21 protein-coding genes and 2 pseudogenes are annotated in these 18,337 nt (G+C 73.5%); 13 read left to right on the top strand and 10 right to left on the bottom strand.

Annotated features, from left to right (window positions below; translation table 11 throughout):
- On the top strand, positions 1-495 hold a 495-nt coding region (locus RBH18_RS30040), incomplete at its 5' end, for an MmyB family transcriptional regulator (protein WP_456237642.1).
- A 3-nt stretch (positions 496-498) separates the two neighbouring features.
- On the opposite strand, the gene RBH18_RS30045 is transcribed toward RBH18_RS30040, so the two are convergent.
- Entirely contained in the window at positions 499-786 is a 288-nt protein-coding gene (locus tag RBH18_RS30045) for a hypothetical protein (RefSeq protein ID WP_306213821.1), read from the bottom strand.
- Positions 787-833: 47 nt separating this feature from the next.
- On the bottom strand, positions 834-1,994 hold the full coding sequence (locus RBH18_RS30050; protein WP_306213822.1) for an alkaline phosphatase PhoX: 1,161 nt from the start codon (positions 1,992-1,994) through the stop codon (positions 834-836).
- Positions 1,995-2,256: 262 nt separating this feature from the next.
- On the opposite strand from RBH18_RS30050, the pseudogene RBH18_RS44190 reads away from it, so the two are divergent.
- From RBH18_RS44190 to RBH18_RS30060, 3 genes and pseudogenes are all read left to right on the top strand, one after another.
- Positions 2,257-3,204 (top strand): annotated as a pseudogene (locus tag RBH18_RS44190) (GAF domain-containing protein); the annotation flags it as partial.
- A 105-nt stretch (positions 3,205-3,309) separates the two neighbouring features.
- Positions 3,310-3,711: a methyl-accepting chemotaxis protein gene (locus RBH18_RS44195; RefSeq protein ID WP_372339013.1), complete on the top strand. Its 402-nt coding sequence runs from the start codon at positions 3,310-3,312 to the stop codon at positions 3,709-3,711.
- Between the two features lie 14 nt (positions 3,712-3,725).
- Positions 3,726-4,343: a carbonic anhydrase gene (locus RBH18_RS30060; RefSeq protein WP_306213824.1), complete on the top strand. Its 618-nt coding sequence runs from the start codon at positions 3,726-3,728 to the stop codon at positions 4,341-4,343.
- A gap of 31 nt (positions 4,344-4,374) precedes the next feature.
- Here the strand turns inward: RBH18_RS30060 and RBH18_RS30065 are convergent, their stop codons facing one another.
- The gene (locus tag RBH18_RS30065) at positions 4,375-5,154 is read right to left on the bottom strand and encodes an LLM class F420-dependent oxidoreductase (RefSeq protein WP_306213825.1); all 780 of its coding nucleotides are present in this window, start codon (positions 5,152-5,154) and stop codon (positions 4,375-4,377) included.
- Between the two features lie 20 nt (positions 5,155-5,174).
- Positions 5,175-5,984, bottom strand: coding sequence for a serine hydrolase (locus tag RBH18_RS30070; RefSeq protein WP_306213826.1), 810 nt, complete (start codon positions 5,982-5,984; stop codon positions 5,175-5,177).
- Between the two features lie 195 nt (positions 5,985-6,179).
- Between RBH18_RS30070 and RBH18_RS30075 the strand changes: the two genes are divergently transcribed.
- The 3 genes from RBH18_RS30075 to RBH18_RS30085 all read left to right on the top strand — a co-directional run bounded on the left by RBH18_RS30075 (position 6,180) and on the right by RBH18_RS30085 (position 8,188).
- Positions 6,180-6,881, top strand: coding sequence for an STAS domain-containing protein (locus RBH18_RS30075; RefSeq protein ID WP_306213827.1), 702 nt, complete (start codon positions 6,180-6,182; stop codon positions 6,879-6,881).
- A 420-nt stretch (positions 6,882-7,301) separates the two neighbouring features.
- Positions 7,302-7,754 (top strand): sensor histidine kinase, encoded by a 453-nt coding sequence (locus tag RBH18_RS30080; protein ID WP_306213828.1) that lies wholly within the window; start codon positions 7,302-7,304, stop codon positions 7,752-7,754.
- Entirely contained in the window at positions 7,745-8,188 is a 444-nt protein-coding gene (locus RBH18_RS30085) for a response regulator transcription factor (RefSeq protein ID WP_306213829.1), read from the top strand. The genes RBH18_RS30080 and RBH18_RS30085 overlap by 10 nt, the downstream gene beginning before the upstream one ends.
- An 8-nt stretch (positions 8,189-8,196) precedes the next feature.
- On the opposite strand, the pseudogene RBH18_RS30090 reads toward RBH18_RS30085, so the two are convergent.
- Positions 8,197-8,661, bottom strand: a pseudogene (locus RBH18_RS30090) (DedA family protein); the annotation flags it as partial.
- Between the two features lie 107 nt (positions 8,662-8,768).
- On the opposite strand from RBH18_RS30090, the gene RBH18_RS30095 reads away from it, so the two are divergent.
- The 4 genes from RBH18_RS30095 (at position 8,769) to RBH18_RS30110 (ending at position 11,369) form a co-directional block, all read left to right on the top strand.
- Positions 8,769-9,008: a hypothetical protein gene (locus tag RBH18_RS30095; RefSeq protein ID WP_306213830.1), complete on the top strand. Its 240-nt coding sequence runs from the start codon at positions 8,769-8,771 to the stop codon at positions 9,006-9,008.
- Positions 9,009-9,149: 141 nt separating this feature from the next.
- On the top strand, positions 9,150-10,130 hold the full coding sequence (bla, locus tag RBH18_RS30100; protein ID WP_306213831.1) for a class A beta-lactamase: 981 nt from the start codon (positions 9,150-9,152) through the stop codon (positions 10,128-10,130).
- Positions 10,131-10,179: 49 nt separating this feature from the next.
- Positions 10,180-10,830 (top strand): hypothetical protein, encoded by a 651-nt coding sequence (locus RBH18_RS30105; RefSeq protein ID WP_306213832.1) that lies wholly within the window; start codon positions 10,180-10,182, stop codon positions 10,828-10,830.
- A gap of 59 nt (positions 10,831-10,889) precedes the next feature.
- Positions 10,890-11,369, top strand: a complete 480-nt coding sequence (locus RBH18_RS30110) for an MFS transporter (protein WP_306213833.1) — start codon at positions 10,890-10,892, stop codon at positions 11,367-11,369.
- 141 nt (positions 11,370-11,510) lie between these two features.
- Here RBH18_RS30110 and RBH18_RS30115 read toward each other — a convergent pair whose 3' ends face one another.
- From RBH18_RS30115 to RBH18_RS30125, 3 genes are all read right to left on the bottom strand, one after another.
- Positions 11,511-12,335, bottom strand: coding sequence for an alpha/beta fold hydrolase (locus tag RBH18_RS30115; RefSeq protein ID WP_306213834.1), 825 nt, complete (start codon positions 12,333-12,335; stop codon positions 11,511-11,513).
- A gap of 94 nt (positions 12,336-12,429) precedes the next feature.
- Complete coding sequence (gene iolC / locus RBH18_RS30120; protein WP_306213835.1) at positions 12,430-13,371, bottom strand: 5-dehydro-2-deoxygluconokinase; 942 nt, start codon at positions 13,369-13,371, stop codon at positions 12,430-12,432.
- A gap of 220 nt (positions 13,372-13,591) precedes the next feature.
- Positions 13,592-14,623, bottom strand: a complete 1,032-nt coding sequence (locus RBH18_RS30125) for a helix-turn-helix transcriptional regulator (RefSeq protein ID WP_306213836.1) — start codon at positions 14,621-14,623, stop codon at positions 13,592-13,594.
- Between the two features lie 52 nt (positions 14,624-14,675).
- On the opposite strand from RBH18_RS30125, the gene RBH18_RS30130 reads away from it, so the two are divergent.
- Both RBH18_RS30130 and RBH18_RS30135 read left to right on the top strand, forming a co-directional pair.
- The gene (locus tag RBH18_RS30130) at positions 14,676-15,233 is read left to right on the top strand and encodes a DinB family protein (protein ID WP_306213837.1); all 558 of its coding nucleotides are present in this window, start codon (positions 14,676-14,678) and stop codon (positions 15,231-15,233) included.
- Entirely contained in the window at positions 15,230-15,691 is a 462-nt protein-coding gene (locus tag RBH18_RS30135; RefSeq protein ID WP_306213838.1) for a VOC family protein, read from the top strand. The genes RBH18_RS30130 and RBH18_RS30135 overlap by 4 nt, the downstream gene beginning before the upstream one ends.
- A 60-nt stretch (positions 15,692-15,751) precedes the next feature.
- On the opposite strand, the gene RBH18_RS30140 is transcribed toward RBH18_RS30135, so the two are convergent.
- Both RBH18_RS30140 and RBH18_RS30145 read right to left on the bottom strand, forming a co-directional pair.
- Positions 15,752-17,158 (bottom strand): FAD-dependent oxidoreductase, encoded by a 1,407-nt coding sequence (locus RBH18_RS30140; RefSeq protein ID WP_306213839.1) that lies wholly within the window; start codon positions 17,156-17,158, stop codon positions 15,752-15,754.
- Between the two features lie 231 nt (positions 17,159-17,389).
- Complete coding sequence (locus tag RBH18_RS30145; RefSeq protein ID WP_306213840.1) at positions 17,390-18,316, bottom strand: ATP-binding protein; 927 nt, start codon at positions 18,314-18,316, stop codon at positions 17,390-17,392.
- Positions 18,317-18,337: the final 21 nt, after the last annotated feature.

The raw sequence follows: 18,337 nt of genomic DNA on the forward strand, positions 1-18,337 counted from the left end.
ACCGGCCACCCGGCGCTGATCCTGGGCCGGCGCACCGACGTGCTGGCCGCCAACCTCCTGGCCCGGGCGCTGCTCACCGACTGGACGAAGCTGCCGGTGCGGCACCGCAACTACACCCGCTGGATCTTCCTCGCGCCCGAGGCCCGGACGGCCTTCACCGACTGGCCGACGGTCGCCGCCGACGTCGTGGGCACGCTGCGCCTCAACGCCGGCCGCTTCCCCGACGACCCGGGCATCACCGAGCTGGTCGGCGAGCTGACCATCAAGAGCCCCGAGTTCCGTACCTGGTGGAACAGCCACAAGGTGCACCAGCGCACGCACGGCATCAAGCGGATGACCCACCCGGCCGTGGGTGCCCTGACCCTGAGGTACGAGGCCCTGATCCTCCCCGGCGACGCGGATCAGACCCTGTTCCTCTACACCGCCGACCCGGGCAGCCCCTCCGACGACAACCTCCGGCTGCTCGCCCTCTGGGCCGCCCAGCAGCAGGCGTGAGCCTCACCAGCCGGAGACGAAGGCGAGCCCGTGGCCGGTCGCGACCAGCAGCGTGACGGGCAGCCCCCACCACCGGGCCCGGGGCAGCAGGACCCACCACGCGGCCGAGGCCGCCGCCACCAGCAGCACCGCCAGCAGGCCGTAGCCCGCGACCTCCCCGGCGCGGTCCGGCCCGGCCCAGCGGGCAGCAAGCACCGCACCGGCCGCCAGCAACCCGCCGACGTACGCCGCGGCACCCGCTCCCACCGCGCACAGCACCGCCCTGACCGGGCCCGGCCGGAATCTCGTCACAGCTCTCATCCCAGCACCCCGGCGGTCCCCGCACCGGCGAACGGCGGTCAGGTGCGGAAGGGACCGGTGATGCAGTAGGTGATGCCGCCGGAGCCCGAGGAGGCGCCCGTCGTGCCGCGCTGCGACGAGAAGTAGAAGCGGTTGCCCGCCGGGGTGAAGGCCGGGCCGGTCAGCTCGGAGCCGCTCTGCCCGGTCACCCGCAGGAAGACCGAGACCTTGTCGTCCGGCGTGATGAGGCAGATCTCCATGTTCCCGCCGTCCTCGGCCACGAACAGGTCGCCGGAGGCGGAGCTGGTGACGTTGTCGACGCCGGTCAGCGGGGCCGGGCTGGTCAGGTTGTCGTCGTAGGCGAGCTCGTACGTGTTCGCCGCCGGGTCGAGCTGCCAGACGCGGTTGTCGCCCTTGGTGGTGAACCAGACCGTGCCGCCCGCGTAGTGGCAGCCCTCGCCGCCGTTGAAGACCTTGGCGCCGGCGACCTGGTATCGGGTCGCGGTCGGGGAGCCGTCCGGGTCGGGGACGGTCGCCCACGTGTACGAGCCGGCGGTGGCCGTGCCCGCGACCAGCACCTGCAACGTGCCCGCGGACAGGTCTCCCCACGTGGTGGGCACGAAGCGGTAGAGGCGGCCGTCCGGCTCGTCCTCGGTCAGATACACCACCTTGCGTACGGGATCCGCGGCGGCAGCCTCGTGCTTGAAGCGGCCCATCGCGGGGCGCACGACCGCGGTGCCCCCGAGCGGATACGTCTCCCAGACGCGGCCCAGCGCGATCTCCTCGCACGAGAGCCACGTGTTCCAGGGCGTCTTGCCGCCGGCGCAGTTGGTGTTCGTACCGGACAGGATGCGCGAGGCGCCGGTGACATTGCCGTCGGCGTCGAAGACGATGCGCGACGCGCCGCCGCCCATCGCCGCGGAGGTCTCGGAGTTGGAGACGTAGACCCAGCCGGAGCCCTGCGGGACGACCGCGCCGCCGTCGGGGGCGTCGTGCCACACGTACGAGGTGCCGGGCACGGTCTGGCGGGAGCGCGCGACCACCCGGCTGGTGAAGCCGGCCGGCAGCTGGATGCCGTTCGCGTCGGCGGCCAGCAGGGCGCCGTAGGGTCCGCTCGCGTTCTGGGCCGGGGCGGCGTAGGCGGCCGACCAGGCGGTGAAGGGCAGTGCCACGCTTCCGGCACCCGCCACGGTCGCTCGCAGCAACGTACGCCTGTCCATGGATCCTCCTCGATCGCCGCTCGATGTCCGGAGGCTAGCTTTCCGTGACGGTGGAACAACTGAGCGTGCGATGACGGGAAGTCAACGATCCGGCGAAGGAACGACGCTCAAGTAGGGCACCACGCCGCCGAAAGGTTCCCTCGATCAGACGAGGGAGGCAGTCATGTTCGGTTCCAGCAAGCGGTCCGCGGCGGAGCAGCTGCACGCCGAGTTGGCCGAGAGCCGGGCGGACGTCCAGGCGGTCACCACGCTCATGCGGGCGATGGAGAGCGCCACGGCACCCGAGGAGGCCATCGGCACCGCGCTGCGGCTGGTGCGGGACCTGTTCGGGTGGGCGTACGGATCGTACTGGCAGCTGGACCGCGCCGCCGGGGTGCTGCGCTTCGCGCAGGAGCACGGCAGCGTCAACGACGACTTCCGCCGGGTCACGCTCGAGGCCGCCTTCCCCGAGGGCGTGGGCCTGTCCGGCCGGGCCTGGCGCAGCCGCGACCTGGTGTTCGTGCGCAACATCGCCGACCTCGCCGACTGCGTCCGCGCCCCCGTCGCCGCCCGCGCCGGCGTGCGCAGCGGCGTCTGCTTCCCCCTGATCGAGGACGGGCACGTCGTCGGCACCATGGACTTCTTCGCCACCGAGGAACTCGGCCCCTCGGACGGCCGGATGGCCGTGCTGCGCGCGGTCGGCCAGCTGGTCTCGGGCGCCCTCGCCCGGCTGCACGAGGCCGTCCGCCAGGAGAAGGCCGTCCAGGACACCGAGGCCGTCTCCACCGTGATCCGCAAGCTCACCGAGGTCACCAGCCGCGACCAGGCCCTCCGGGTGGCGCTCGAGACCATCCGCGCCGACTTCGACTGGCAGTACGGCTCCTTCTGGCTGCTCGACGAGGACGCCGCCGTGCTGCGCTTCGCGCTCGAGTCCGGCGACGCCGGGGCGGAGTTCCGCAAGGTGACCATGTCGGCGTCCTTCGCCAAGGGCGTCGGGCTCTCCGGCCGGGCCTGGGCGCGCGACGACCTGGTCTTCGTCGAGGACCTCGGCGAGCTCACCGACTGCGTGCGCCGCCCGGCCGCCCAGGCAGCCGGCGTCAAGTCGGGCGTCTGCCTGCCCATCCGGGTCGGCGGCAGGATCATCGGCACGATGGACTTCTTCGCCACCCGTACACTGATCATGTACCCCGGGCGGGAGAGCGCGCTGCGCAACACCGCGTTCCTGGTCGGGCAGGCGCTGGAGCGGTTCGCCTCCCAGGAGCAGCTGCGCACCGCCGGGCGTACGCTGCTCGACTCGATCGCCGAGGTCGAGCGCAACGTCACCTCGGCCGCCGCCGTGGCCGCCCGCAGCGAACAGCTCACCGTCGAGGCCAACCAGCAGGTCGCCGATCTCGGCCAGGCCAGCGCCCAGATCAACGAGGTGGTCCAGGCCATCCAGGCGATCGCGGCCCAGACCAACCTGCTGGCGCTGAACGCGACGATCGAGGCCGCGCGCGCCGGGGAGGCCGGCAAGGGCTTCGCCGTCGTGGCCGGCGAGGTCAAGGAGCTGTCCGGCGAGACAGAGCGCGCCACCACCGAGGTCAGCGCGAAGGTCAGCACCATCCAGTCCCGCGTGGACGCCGTCACCGCGTCGCTCTCCGAGATCCACCACGCCGTGGAGGAGATCAACGAGACGCAGAAGCTGATCAGCGGCGTCCTCACCGACCAGATCGCCGTCACCGGCGCCATCCTCGACTGACGTTTGGAGATTCGATGCCGAAGCAAACCCCGTGGAGCAAGTTGCGCGCCGGCAACCGCCGCTGGGTCCAGGAGCGCAGCACGGCCGGCGCCGCCCGCGGTGCCGCCCGCCGGGCCAAGCTGAGCACCTCCCAGGCGCCCTTCGCGCTCGTCCTGGGCTGCTCCGACTCCCGGCTGCCCGCCGAGATCGTCTTCGACCAGGGCCTCGGCGACCTGTTCGTGGTCCGCACGGCCGGCCACGTCCTGGACACCGCCGTCCTCGGCTCGATCGAGTACGCCGTCGCGGTCCTCGGCGTCCCGCTGATCGTCGTCCTCGGCCACACCGGCTGCGGCGCCGTGGCCGCGGCGACCGGCATCGTCGACGGCGCGCCCGTCCCGCCCGGCCACATCCGCGACATCGCCGGCCACATCGCCCCGAACGTGCTGCGCGCCCGCGCGGCCGGCGCGGAGACGGCCACCGAGATCAGCGGTCACCACTCCGCGCTCACGGCCGACCTGCTGCGGGAGCGCTCCGCCCTCGTGGACGCCGCCGTGCGCGAGGGCCGGCTGGAGATCGTCCCGGCCCAGTACGACCTCTGCACCGGCACGGTCGCCGAGGTGTCCGCCCAGCCCACCGCCGCGGCGGCAGCCTGACCGTGTATTTATGAATTCACTTGGTCGCGGTTTATGAATTCACCTGGTCGCGCCAGGCGAGCCAGGCCCTCAGCTCGGTGAAGTCGTAGTCCGGGCCGTTGGCCTCCACGGTGAACAGGGTGGCGCCCAGGTCCAGCAGCGGCCGGCCCTTCTCATCCGGGCTGCCGTCGACGGCGACCGAGATCTCGATCTCCGCGGGGTCGCGGCCGACGTCGGCGCAGTGCTGCCGCAGGATGCCGGTCTTGCGCCCGACCGTCTCGGCGTCGCCGAAGCTGTGCCAGATGTCGGCGTGTTGCGCCACCAGCCGCAGCGTCTTCTTCTCGCCGCCGCCCCCGATCAGCACCGGGATCTTACGGGTGGGCGGCGGGTTGAGGGCCGCCCATCGCTGCTCGATGCGCGGCAGCGAGGACGCCAGGTCGTCGAGGCGCCCGCCGGCGGTGCCGAACTCGTAGCCGTACTCCTGGTAGTCCTTCTCGAACCAGCCCGAGCCGATGCCCAGCAGCAGGCGCCCGCCGCTGATGTGGTCGACGGTGCGGGCCATGTCGGCGAGCAGCTCGGGATTGCGGTAGCTGTTGCAGGTGACCAGGGCACCGATCTCGGCGCGGGAGGTCTGCTCGGCCCAGGCGGCGAGCATGGTCCAGCACTCGAAGTGCTTGCCGTCCGGGTCACCGTAGAGCGGAAAGAAGTGGTCCCAGTTGAACAGGATGTCGGCGCCCAGCTCCTCCGCCTCGGCGGCGGCTCGGCGGATGGCGGCATAGTCGGCGTGCTGCGGCTGCAGCTGCACCCCGATGCGGACAGGCCGGATAGTCATGATCGGGACACTATCGGTTCTCAGTACGCCAGATGGTCCCTTGTCAGCCCGGCCACCCGCTCGACCAGGGCGATCCCGTCCGCCATGCTCGCGTTGCCGTGCGAGAGCACCGCGATCGACACGTCCGTGTCGCGGTCCGCCGAGACGACGCGCCCGATCGAGTTGACGACCCAGCGCCCGCCGTCGGCCGTGCTGGTGTCCCAGCCGTTCTTCACGGCCGCGGTCTCGCCGTCCCGGGCGACGGCCGGCACACCCCAGTCCTGGTCGGCGTTGACGGTGCTCATGAGGTCGAGCGCGTACCGGCGGGAGTCGGCACCGAGCGGGCTCTCGTCGCCGGCCAGGTCGCCCAGGAGGCGTACCTGGTCGTCGGCGGTCGTCCTGCTCAGGCCCCACTTGGGGTCCACCGTGGTCTCCTCGAGGCCGATCCGGCCGTTGCAGCCGGTCAGTCCGCCGGCCGCGCCCAGCTGCTCGAAGAGCGCGGTCGTGGCGTCGTTGTCACTGGCCCGGATCATCCGGGCGGTGAGCTCGCGCTGCTCGGCGCTCAGCCGGCGGTCCTCGTCCTGGGCCCGCAGCAGGGTGCAGGCCAGCACGTCGGCCTTCACGACGCTGGCGGTGGTGAACTGCTCGTCACCCCGGTACGAGAACCGCTCGCCGTTGGTCTCGTCGAGCACCGCGACGGAGAACTCCGGGGCGGTCACCGCCAGGTCGGCCAGGGCGGCGGTCAGCTCGGAGCGGCGGTCGTCGCGTGTGACGTCAAGGACGGTCAAGGCGCCGCCGGCGACGACGAGGACTCCGGCGGCGGCGAGGACAAGAGTCTTGATTCTCGGCACCGGTGCATAGTGCCGCGCGCGGCGGCCGGCCGCCATGGATCGTCCCCGCGCAGGGTCCTGGCAAGACAGCTTTCCGACATGGACGACTCGCCGCGGGCCCGCCCGGGCCGGACCGCGACGGGTACGCTTCCCGGATGAAGGATTCGTGCCGCGTGGCCCGCCCCCGGACGTGAAGCGGTCACGGGGCGGGCCGCCGTGCCACCGCCGCTGACCTGGGATCTCGAGGCCGGCCTCGACGCTGCCCGCCTGACCCTGCACGGCCGCCCGGACCACCGCTCGGTCGACGCGCTCGGGCCCGTCCTGCGCAGCCGCACCGCCCGCTCGCCGCACTGGCTGGTCGTCGACCTGCGGGCGCTGAACTCCTACGATCTGTCCTCCGCCGCCGGCATGACCCTGCTCGCCGCGTGCGGCCGCCGTACCGGCGAGGGCGCCACCCTGGTCCGCGGCCCTCGCCCGCGCGCCGCCACGGCCCCGCCGTCCCTGCCCGGCGGCGACCCCTGGGCCGCCCCGCGCCTGTCCCGCGTGGGCCGCATCGTGCTCGGGCACGCGCCGGAGCAGCCCTCCGTCAGCGAGCAGCTGCTGCCGGTCAAGGGCGCCGGCCACCAGGCGCGCACCGTCGTCACGGCGGCCTGCCGGGCCTGGCGCATCCCGCAGGCGGCACCGGCGGCGGCCGCGGTCGCCACGGAGCTCGTCCTGCTCTCCTCGCGCGCCGCGTCCACGCTGATGCTGCTCACCGCCTGCCCGTACCGGGGGATGCTCTATCTGGCCCTGCGCGGCGGCCGGTCCTCCGCCCTGCCCGCCGACCTGTCCCTCACCATGATCAACGCCCTCGCCGACGCCTGGGGGCTGCTGGCCGACGGCCCCGACACGGTGACGTGGGCCGCCGTGCGCGTCTGACCGGCACCCGGCCGCGGCCCACCGGCCGCTAAGGTGGGAAACCGTGCCGGGCGCCGAGCGGATTCTCAGCCGCGCCACCGGCCATGCCGCCGGGGTCCTCACCGGACTGACCGCCGCGGTCGTCCTGGTCGCCGGCGGTGTCCTGCTCGGACCGGCTTTGCTGCTGCCGTGGACCCGCCGGGCGGCGCAGCGCTGCGCCGCCCATGTCGCGACCGTCCTGGCCCGGCTGGACCTGCGCCGGCGGTCCCGCTTCTTCGCCGACCCGGTCCCGGCGGCCGCGGGCGGGCGGCCGGTCCTGCCCTATCTCGCCGCCCGGGCCACGGCCGGGCTGCTGTCCGCGCTGGTCCTGGCCCTGCTCGGCGCCGGGCTGGTCCTGGCCGTGGTGCTGGTCCGCGGCGCCGGGATCCGGCCCAGGCCGCGGTGCTGCTGGAGCAGGCCCACCGCGAGTCCGAGGAGCTGCTGGCCGAGCTGCGGGAGGTCGCCTGGCGGGCGTACCCGTCCGCGCTGGACAGCCTCGGCCTGCCCGCCGCCCTCGCCGGGGTCGCCGAACGGTCCGCCGTGCCGGTGCGGGTGCACATCGCGCGGGAGCTCACGCTGCCCGCGCCCGTGGCGACGACGGCATACTTCGTGGTGTCGGAGGCGGTGACCAACCCGGTCAAGCACTCCGGGGCCTCGCGGATCACCGTCGCCGTCGAGCGCCCGGACGGCAGCGTCGGGATCCGCGTCACCGACGACGGCACGGGCGGCGCCAATCCGCGCGGCGGCGGGTTGTCCGGCCTGCGGTCGCGGGTCGGCGCCCTCGACGGGCGGATGATCGTCACCAGCCCGCCGGGCGGGCCGACCGAGATAACCGTGGAGATACCGTGCGCGTGATCGTGGCCGAGGACTCGACCCTGCTGCGCGAGGGCCTCGCCCGGCTGCTCGCCGAGGAGGGCCACGAGGTGCCCACCGCCGATGTCGCCGGCGTCGGCTACCTGCTCAAGGACCGGGTGTCGCGGGTGGAGGAATTCCTCGACTCCCTGGAGCGGGTGCACCGCGGCGGCGCCGCCCTCGACCCCGAGGTGGTGCGCCAGCTGCTCGCCCGCACCACCCGCACCGACCCGCTGAGCCGCCTCACCGCCCGCGAGCGCGAGGTGCTCGACCGGATGGCGCAGGGCCACACGAACGCCGCCGTCGCCCGGCAGCTGCACGTCTCGCAGAGCGCGGTCGAGAAGCACGTCAACGCCATCTTCGAGAAGCTGGAGCTGACCCGCGCGGACGGCTACAGCCGCCGGGTCCTGGCCGTCCTGCGCTATCTGGGCTCGTGAGACCGGCGCCGGGCACGCCGGGCGCGGCCGGCCACGAACCAGGCGGCCGCGAGCCCGCAGACCACGATCACGACGTTCTGGTACGCACCCACCCAGCCCTCGATCCGTGACCAGTTCTCGCCGAGCCCGTACCCGGCGAGGATGAAGATCGTGTTCCAGATCAGGCTGCCCAGCGTGGTGAACAGCAGGAACGTCGCGACCCGCATCCGTTCCAGCCCGGCCGGCACCGAGATGAGGCTGCGGAAGATCGGGATCATGCGCCCGAGGAAGACGGCCTTGACCCCGTGCCGGGCGAACCACGCCGCGGTACGGTCCACATCGGCCAGCTTGACCAGCGGCAGCCGGGCCGCGACCGCCCGGACCCGGTCACGCCCCAGCAGCGCCCCGACGCCGTAGAGCGCCAGCGCCCCGGTCACCGAGCCCGCCGTGGTCCAGCACACGGCGGAGGCCAGGCTCATGGTCCCCTGACTCGCCGCGACTGTCGGGTGGCGCGCCGCAGCCGCGGGGTGCGGAAAACCACAGGGGGATGACGGCCCGGCCGGGGGGTATGCCCTCGGGGATCCCTACCGAGGAGGCCGACATGACCACCAGCCCGCAATCCCCCCAGGGCCTGCCGCTCGCCGCCCAGGTGGCCGCGGACGAGACCGACGACGAGACCGCCACCCCCGGCGCGGGCCCGGCCGTGGGCGCCTCGGACGCCGAGGCCGACGCCGCCGCCTCGGGCGCCGACGCCGACCTGCGCGACGCGACGCGCGACTCCGACGGGGTGCTCGTCGGCGAGGACGACGCGGAGGCCGACCGGCGCAACTCCGGAGCCTGACCGCACCGGGCGGCCCGGCGGCGTCCCGCCCCGTCCCGTCCGGCGAGGCGAGGCGAGGCGAGGCGAGCAGATCTATGCCGAATCAGCATCGATACGGCAACCGGCGTCTTGGACAGCATCGTTCCGGCATGCCACCGTCGGATGGTGATCAAGTCCCGTCTCGCCTCGGCCGTGACCCTGCTCGCCCTCACCGCCTGCGCCGCTCCGCCGACACCGGCCGCGCCCGTCTCCCCCGCGTCCCCCGGAGCCGCGTCCGCCCAAGCCACGTCCAGCGAAGCCGCGTCCGCCGGAGCCACGTCAGCCCAAGCCACGTCCCCCGGAGCCACGTCCAGCGAAGCCGCGGCCGCCGAAGCGGCCTTCCTGGCTCTGGAGCAGGAGTTCGACGCGCGGCTCGGCGTCTACGCGCTCGACGTCACCACCGGCCGGGAGGTCGGGCACCGGGCGGACGAGCGCTTCGCCTACGCCTCCACCCACAAGGCCCTCACCGCCGGCGCCCTGCTCGCCCGCACCACGCCCGCCGGGCTCGACGAGCTCGTCACCTACCGCCGCGCCGACCTCGTCGCCCACTCGCCCGTCACCGAGCAGCACGTGACCGGCGGCATCAGCATCGGTGCCGCCGCGGAGGCCGCCGTCCGCGTCAGCGACAACACGGCCGCCAACCTGGTGCTGGCCGAGCTGGGCGGCCCGGCCGGCTTCGAGAGCGCCCTGCGCCGGCTCGGCGACACCGTGACCGAGCCCGCGCGCGTCGAGCCCGCCCTCAACGAGGCCCGGCCCGGCGACGAGCGCGACACCAGCACGCCGCGGGCCCTGGCCGGCGACCTCCAACGGTACGTCCTCGGTGACGCCCTCGCCGCCGAGGACCGCGAGGTGCTGACCGACTGGCTCACCGGCAACGCGACCAGCGCCACGCTCATCCGCGCCGGCGTCCCCGCGGGCTGGCGGGTCGCCGGCAAGAGCGGCGGCGGCGGATACGGCACCCGCAACGACATCGCCGTTGTGTGGCCGTCCCCCGGCCACCCGCTCGTCCTGGCCGTCCTCTCCCGCCGCGACACCGAGGACGCCGAGTACGACGACGCCCTGATCGCCCGCGCCGCCACCGCCGTGACCCAGATGCTGCGGTAGCGGTGGACCACCGCGCGAGCTGATCATGCCGTCGAGTAGCCTGCCCGCGATGACCAGATACGCGGCACTCCTCGTGAAGGCGACGGCGACAGCGGCGGCCACGGCGGCCCTGCTGACGGCGTGCAGCTCCGCCCCCGCGACACCGGCCGCGGAGCCGGCGCCGGCGACGTCCCCGCCCGCCGCGCCGCCGTCCCCGTCGGCGCCGCCCCCGTCCTCGTCGCCCACTTCTTCGCCCGGCACCGCCGCGCCGGGCGCCCCCAGCGCGGAGGCCACCTTCGTCGCGCCGGCCGCCAAGTCCTGCCCCGACGTCGTCAAGGCCCTCGCCAAGCCCACCGGCGTGCCGTGGCAGCTCACCGACGACACCACCGCGGCCGGCACCGCCGTGCGCACCTGCGCCGCCCGGTCCACGAAACCGGCCGCCCAGCTGCGCATCGCCCTGCACCGCACCGACCCCGAGGTCGACACCCCCGAGACGCTGCTGGACGCCGCGCAGCAACGGACGGGCACGTGCAGCACGCCGCTGGCCGACCCGCCGGACGGCGTCGGCTACGCCGTCAGCTGCGCGGGCAACGGCACGGCCACCACGACGTTCGTCCTCGAGTCGGGATGGGTGTGGGTCGAGGTCGCCGCGGACGAGGGCGACGCCTTCGCCACGACCGCCTCCCGCAAGGCCGCGGTGAGCTCGCTCTCCCTCATGTGAGCCGGTTCCGGAACCCCGGGCCCTGGCCCGGGGCCGTCCACAGTCGATAGCGTGGCCGCGTGGAGCTCACGCCGGTCCGCCGCGGACGGATCGCCACGTCGCTCGCCTTCCTGCTGTTCGGGGCGGCGCTGGGCACCTGGACGGCCCGCATCCCCGCGGTCAAGCAGCAGCTCGGCCTGGGCGACGGCCGGCTCGGGGTCGCCCTGCTCGCCTTCGCCGCCGGCTGCATCCTGGGCATGGCGGTGCTCGGCCGGCTCACCGACCGCCTCGGCAGCGCCCGGGTGCTCGTGCCGGCCGCGCTGCTCGAGGGCCTGCTGCTGGCGGCCGCCGGCCTGGGAGGCGCGCTGCTGGTCGGCACCCCCGCCGCGGGCATCGCCGGGTGGGGACTACTCGGCGCCGGGCTGTCCGGCATCGCCCCGCAGGTCTACTCGGCGGCGGGCAACCGCGACCCGCAGCGGGCCGGGCGGGCGCTGTCCACCGTGGTCAGCATCGGCACCGCCCCCGCGCCGCTCGGCCGGGAAGGCGCCGGCGCCTCGTAGCGCCGGGCAGCACGCCGCCGCCTCGGCAACAGGGACGCGGACAGGGGCGCAACCTCGCGAACGGGAACGCGGACGGAAGCGCGGCCTCGCGAACGAAGACGCGGGCGGGGGCCGCCGGTGAGGCGGCGGCCCCGGGAGACCTCAGGACTGGATGAAGGCCAGCAGGTCGGCGTTGATGGTCGCGGCCTGCGTGGTCGGCATGCCGTGCGGGAAGCCCGGGTAGGTCTTCAGCGTGCCGTTCTGCAGCAGCTTCGCGGTCAGCGGGGCCGAGTCGTCGTAGGGCACGACCTGGTCGTCGTCGCCGTGCATGACCAGCACCGGCACGGTGATCTTCTTCAGGTCCTCGGTGAAGTCGGTCTGCGAGAAGGCGACGATGCCGTCGTAGTGCGCCTTCGCGCCGCCCATCATGCCCTGGCGCCACCAGTTCTGGATGACGGCCTCGATGGGCTCGACGCCGTCGCGGTTGAAGCCGTAGAACGCGGTCGCGGCCAGGTCGCGGTAGAACGCGGAGCGGTTCGTCGCCGTCTGCTCCTGCAGGCCGTCGAAGACGCTCTTGGGCAGGCCGCCCGGGTTGTCCTCGGTCTGCACCATGAGCGGCGGGACGGCGCTGATGAGCACGGCCTTGGCGACCCGCTCCTCGCCGTGCCGGGCGAGGTAGTGCGCGACCTCGCCGCCGCCGGTCGAGTGTCCGACGTGGATCGCGTCGTGCAGGTCGAGGTGGGCGGTGAGGGCGGCCAGGTCGTCCGCGTAGTGGTCCATGTCGTGACCGTCGGCGACCTGCGCGGAGCGGCCGTGCCCGCGGCGGTCGTGGGCGATGACCCGGTAGCCGTGCTGCAGGAAGAACAGCAGCTGCGTGTCCCAGTCGTCGGCCGACAGCGGCCAGCCGTGGCTGAAGACGATCGGCTGACCGGTGCCCCAGTCCTTGTAGAAGATCTCGGTGCCGTCGGAGGTGGTGATGTAAGGCATGAGCCGCAAGCTACGCCGCCGCGGCGCCCCGCCACCACAGCACGGCGGGGAACGACAGACCCCATTGCCCGTACGACGCCCCGGGCTTGACACGTCACCCCTGAGCGAGTTTCCTTTCCACCTCGTCGGTGCCCGGCATGGCGTCGGAGCACGACAGCTGCCCGGCGACGATCGCCCCGGCCGCGTTGCAGAAGCGCAGCGTCCGCTCCAGATCCCACCCGGCGAGCAACGCGTGACACAGCGCGCCCCCGAAGGCGTCGCCGGCGCCCAGCCCGTTGACCACCTCCACGGGCACGGGCGGCACCTCCACGACGCCGGACCCGGTCACCCCGAGCACCCCGCGCGGACCCAGCTTCACGATCGCGAGGCGGGCACCGCGATCCACGGTCCGCCGCGCCGCCACGTCCGGCGGCGTGCCCGCCACGGCGGTCGCCCACTCGTCCTCGTTGCCCACCACGACCGAGGCCAGCGGCAGCGCCCGCTCGACCCACGCGCGGGCCTCCTCCCGCGACGGCCAGAACATCGGGCGATAGTCCAGATCCAGTACGGTCAGCGCGCCCCGGTCCCGGGCCGCGAGCGCCTCGAGCGTCGCGCCGCGGCTGGGCTCCTGGCTCAGCCCGGTCACCGTCACCCAGAAGACCCGCGCCGCCCGGATCGCGGCCAGGTCCAGCTCCGCGGGGCGGATCTCGAGGTCGGGCGCCTTCGGGAACCGGTAGAAGTACAGCGGGAAGTCGTCCGGCGGGAAGATCTCGCAGAAAGTCACCGGCGTCGGCAGCCCGGGCACCGCGGTCACGTACCGGTCGTCGACCCCGAAGCCACGCAGCGCGTCATGCAGGAAGTCCCCGAAGGGGTCGGCGCCCGTCCGCGTGATCACCGCCGCCCGCCGCCCGTGCCGCGCCGCCGCGACCGCGACGTTCGTGGCGCTCCCCCCGAGGAACTTGCCGAACGTCTCCACCTCCCGCAGCGACACCCCGATCTCCCGGGGATAGATGTCGACCCCGATCCGTCCCATCGTCAGCACATCGAAACCCGTCACCACACCACCCTGCCCCCTACCAGCCCACCTCACCACCGCTGATGCGTCCTAGGATCCTGGACTGCTGGGCTTGGATCCTTGCGGGCGCGGGCGGGATCCGTCACGGCACAATCGACGGCGGCGTCGTCAGGACAGTTCGGGCCGCGCCGACCAGCGGACATCAGCGCCCTGCTGCGGCGACGCCGAAACGGCTCACCGGCGGCAGCGACCGCACGACGGCTTATCCGGCGGCCGCGCGGAGGCGGGCGGCCAGAACATGACAGCGCTCGATCAGATCGGGCGGGTCGAGGACCGTGAACTCGTGGCCGAGCAGCACGACATGCATGAGCACGAAATCGAGATCGGCCGCCCCGCTGCGCACCTCGCACCGGTCACCGCCGCGGGGCAGGACGACCGCCGCCGACGCGGGAATCTGCGCGCGGACCGTGGCCTCCGGCGCGTGCACCAGGAACCGCGCCTGGTGACGGTAGGCGCGGCTGGCCACGCTCTCCTGCACGTACGCCACCGGGTCGGGACCCGGCCGCGGCCGGAAGTGCCGTCCGCCCGCCGTCACCTCGCTCATCCGGTCGGCGCGGAAGGTCCGCCAGTCGTGGCGATCGAGGTCGTACGCGAACAGGTACCACCGCCGCTCCGACGCCACCAGCCGATGCGGCTCGACCCGCCGCACCCCGTCGCGCGCCGAGCGAGAACCCGCACGTGCCGCGTCGTCCGGAAAAGCAGAGAAGCCCGCGGAAGGAGAAGAGCCCGCAGGTCGCGAGGAGCGCGCGTACCGGAAGCCGAGCTCCACCTCGTCCCGGCACGCGCGCGCCAGGGTCAGCAGCACGTCCGGCCCGACCGGCGTCCGCCCGTGCGCCCCGAACGAGTCCACCGTCCCGGACAGCGCGCGCACGTCCTGCCGCAGCCGCGCCGGCAGCACCCGGTCGAGCTTGGTGAGCGCCCGCAGCGCGGCGTCCTCGGCGCCCGCCACCTGGCCGCCGGCCCCGGCGAGCAACGCGGCCGCCGTGGCGATCGCCTCCTCGTCGTCGAGGAGCAGCGGCGGCAGGTCCTGCCCGGCCCCCAGCTGATAGCCGCCGCCGGCGCCCTGGCCCGCGTGCACCGGGTAGCCCAGCGCCCGGAGCCGCCCGACGTCCCGGCGTACGGTCCGCGGGGTCACGCCGAGCCGCGCGGCGAGCTCCGGGCCGCTCCAGACGCGGCGCTGCTGCAGGAGGCCGAGCAGGGTGAGGACGCGCTCGGTCGTCCCTCGTTCGTCCATGCCGTGACCGTAGCGGACCGATCCTGTCCGCCTCGGCTGCGACGATGACGGCATGGACACGTGGAACACCATCCTGATCGACCAGTGGGAGTGGCACTGGCAGCACCACGTGCGGGAACGGATCGCCGGCCTCACCGACGACGAGTACTTCTGGTCGCCGGTGGCGGACGCGTGGAACGTCCGGCCGCGGGGCACGTCGAGCGCACCCGTGCAGGCCGGCACCGGCGGCTTCACGATCGACTACGGCTTTCCCGAGCCGGTGCCGGCACCCTTCACCACGATCGCGTGGCGGCTCGGGCACGTGATCGTCGGCGTGCTCGCGGTGCGGAACGCGGCGCACTTCGGTGCGGCGCCGGCTTCGTACGAGAGCTGGGTCTATGCCGGAACGGCCGCCGACGCGCTCACGCAGCTCGAGACGCAACTCGACTTGTGGCTGACCGGTTTGCGGGCGCTCGGCGAGGAGGGGCTGCGGCGCCCGGTCGGCGACAAGGAGCCCTACCCAGAGGCGTCGACGGCCGAGCTGGTGCTGCACATCCACCGCGAGCTGATCCATCATCTGTCCGAGGTCTGCCTGCTGCGCGACCTCTACGCGAGGAGGAACGAACTGTGAGCAAGGAATTCCAGGTCACCCTCGACTGTCACGACCCGCGCGCGCTCTCGATCTTCTGGCGAGATGCCCTGGGGTACGTCCACCCGGGCCCGCCCGGCGCCGATCTGCCCCCGGGCGCCGACCCGCTCGCGGCGTGGGACGACTTCCTGGAGCGCAACGGCGTCCCGGAGCAGCACCGCAACACCCGCTCCGCGCTGGAGGACCCGGACGGGCGTGGCCCGCGCCTGTTCTTCCAGCAGGTCCCCGAGGACAAGGTGGTCAAGAACCGCCTCCACCTCGACGTCCGCGCCGCCCCGGGCCTGCACGGCGACGACCGCATGGCCGCCCTCGAAGCCGAGTGCGACCGCCTCGTGGCCCTGGGCGCGGAACGGCTGCGCCGCGACGAGCCCGCTCCCCCGCTGAGTCTCGGCTTCATCGTGCTGGCCGACCCCGAGGGCAACGAGTTCTGCCTCGACTGAGGCCGGACACGCGTACGGCCGGCCGGGGCGGTGCCCTGGCCGGCCGTACGGGGGAAAGGATCAGACCTCGGCGAGCGGGACCGTCTCCGTGGTGGTGACGACCTCGCCGTCCGGGCGGACCTCGGTGTTGGAGATGGTGACCATCTCCTCGCGGGCCACGACCTTGATGCGCTTGCGGCTGTGCGGCTCGCCCAGGGAGATCTCGTGGGCGTCGAGGCGCTGCCAGCCCGCCCAGGTGGTGAAGGTCAGGCCGCGCTGCTCGAAGAAGGCGATCACGTCCGCCGGGTCGGCCGCGGTGGCCGCCGGCAGGCTCTCGGCGTCGGCGAGGAGGCTGGTGACCGTCTCGCCCGCGTCGCCCTTGGTGTGGCCGATGAGGCCGACCGGGCCGCGCTTGATCCAGCCGGTGACGTACATGCCCGGGATGTGCTCGCCGTCGAGGTCGAGGATGCGGCCGGCCTGGTGCGGGATCGTGCCGGTCTTGGTGTCGAACGGCAGGTCGGGCAGCGCGGTGCTCAGGTAGCCGACCGCGCGGTAGACGGCCTGGACCTCCCAGTCGGTGAACTCGCCGGTGCCGCGGACCCAGCCGTCGCCGGTCAGCTCCTGCGTCTCGGTGCGCAGGCCCTCGACCTTGTCCGTGCCCAGCACCTCGACCGGCGCCTGCAGGAAGTGCAGGTGCAGGCGGCGGGGACGGTCCTCGCGCGGGTCGCGGACGGCCCAGTTCTGCAGGATGTCGACGCACATCTTGACGTGCCGGGTCTGGCGCATCATCTCGAGGCTGCCCTCGTCGAACTCGATGCCCTCCGGGTGCACGATGACGTCGACGTTCGGCGAGTGGTCGAGCTCGCGCAGCTCCTGCGGGGTGAACTTGACCTGCGCCGGGCCCCGCCGCGAGAAGACGTGCACGTCGGTGACGGGGCTCGACTTGAGGTGCTGGTAGACGTTGTCCGGGATCTCGGTCTCGAGCAGCTCGTCGGCGGTCTTGGCGAGGATGCGGGCCACGTCGACGGCCACGTTGCCGGCGCCGATGACGGCGACCTTGGTGGCGGTCAGCGGCCAGTCGCGGGAGACGTCGGGGTGCCCGTTGTACCACGAGGCGAAGTCCGCCGCGCCGAAGCTGCCGGGCAGGTCGATGCCCGGGATGTCGAGCTCGCGGTCCTTCTCGGCGCCGGTCGCGATGATCGTCGCGTCGTAGAAGCGGCGCAGCTCCTCGGGCTTGAGGTCGGTGCCGTACGCGATGTTGCCGAGGAACCGGATGCGCGGGTTGCTCATCACGCGGTGCAGCGCGTTGATGATCTCCTTGATCCGGGGGTGGTCCGGGGCGACGCCGTAGCGAATGAGACCGTACGGCGTGGGCAGCTTGTCGAGGATGTCGACGGTCACCGTCTCGTCGGCCTTGATCAGGTGGTCGGCGGCGTAGATGCCGGCCGGCCCGGCGCCGATGACGGCTACCCGCAGGGGGCGACTCATGGGTGCATTCCTCACTCTGGGTCCGGCCCTCGGGCCACGGTCGAGACTCGGGAACCCGGCACGAGAGCCAAGATCGCTCGAGCAACACCCACGGTAAAACTTGAACCTAGGTTGACATCAAATGTCCGGACCCGCCGCGACGGGGCCCACTTTCCGGTAAACCCGCAGGTCAGCGGGCATATGACCGGGGGTTTCCCCGCCGCGGCACGTGACCTTAAACACAGGTCAGGCTTACCTAAGGGCCAGCTGATCGGTGACGTCGCCGTGCCGGCTGCGTACCCACTGCTTGCCGGCCAGGGCGAGGTGCAGCTCGCGCAGGCGGTCCGCGCGCCGCCCGGCCGCCACCGGCCGGACGCGCCCGGCGAGTTCCGCCAGCGGCGTCGCGTCGTCCAGGTCGGCGAGGACGGGCCGCTTGCCCGCCTGCCGGGCCCGGCGCAACCCGGCCTGCAGCGACAGTACGGCCACCGGCTCGGCACCCAGCTCCCGGCGCAGATAGTCGAGGTCGGCCCCGTCGGCCGTCTTGTTCCCGACGAAGGTGACCAGGTCGGCGACGCCCGCCGCCCCGGCCAGCTCCCGATAGCGGCGCGCCACGGACACCGACTCCGGGGTGGGCTCCACCACGACGGCGATCGCGTCGAACTGGGCGTGCAGCGAGTTGGCGAAGGCGTCCGTCCCGGCGACCATGTCGCACACCACCCAGTCGCCGTCCGCGGTCTCCAGGTGCGACAGCAGGTTCTCCAGGACGGCCAGGTGGCCGTGGTAGCAGCCGCCGCCGATGTGCTCCGGCTCGTAGGTGCCGACGTGCATGACGTGCGTCCGCTCGTCGAGGGCGACCGCGTGCGCGGCGAGCACCGGGTCGGCCGGGTCGAGGGTGACCAGGCGGGAGCCGGGGCCGGGCGGGGTCGTCGCCACGAACCGGTCCGCCCCGCCGATCAGCGTGTTGCTGCCCAGCAGGTGCCGGCGCACCGCCGCGGCGTTGTCCGGGTGCGACAGGGCCGATCCGGCGGTCGCGGTCACGCCGAGCAGGGGTGCCAGGTGCACGTTGACGTCGGCGTCGATCGCGAGCACCCGGTGTCCCGCGGCGCGCAGGTGCCCGGTGAAGAGCGCGGCCAGGGTGCTCTTGCCACTGCCGCCCTTGCCAGTGAAAGCGATTTTCATTACCGGGAAGCTAGTGGCCGG

It is taken from the genome of Actinoplanes oryzae, assembly GCF_030757795.1.
In the GTDB taxonomy this organism is placed as follows: domain Bacteria; phylum Actinomycetota; class Actinomycetes; order Mycobacteriales; family Micromonosporaceae; genus Actinoplanes.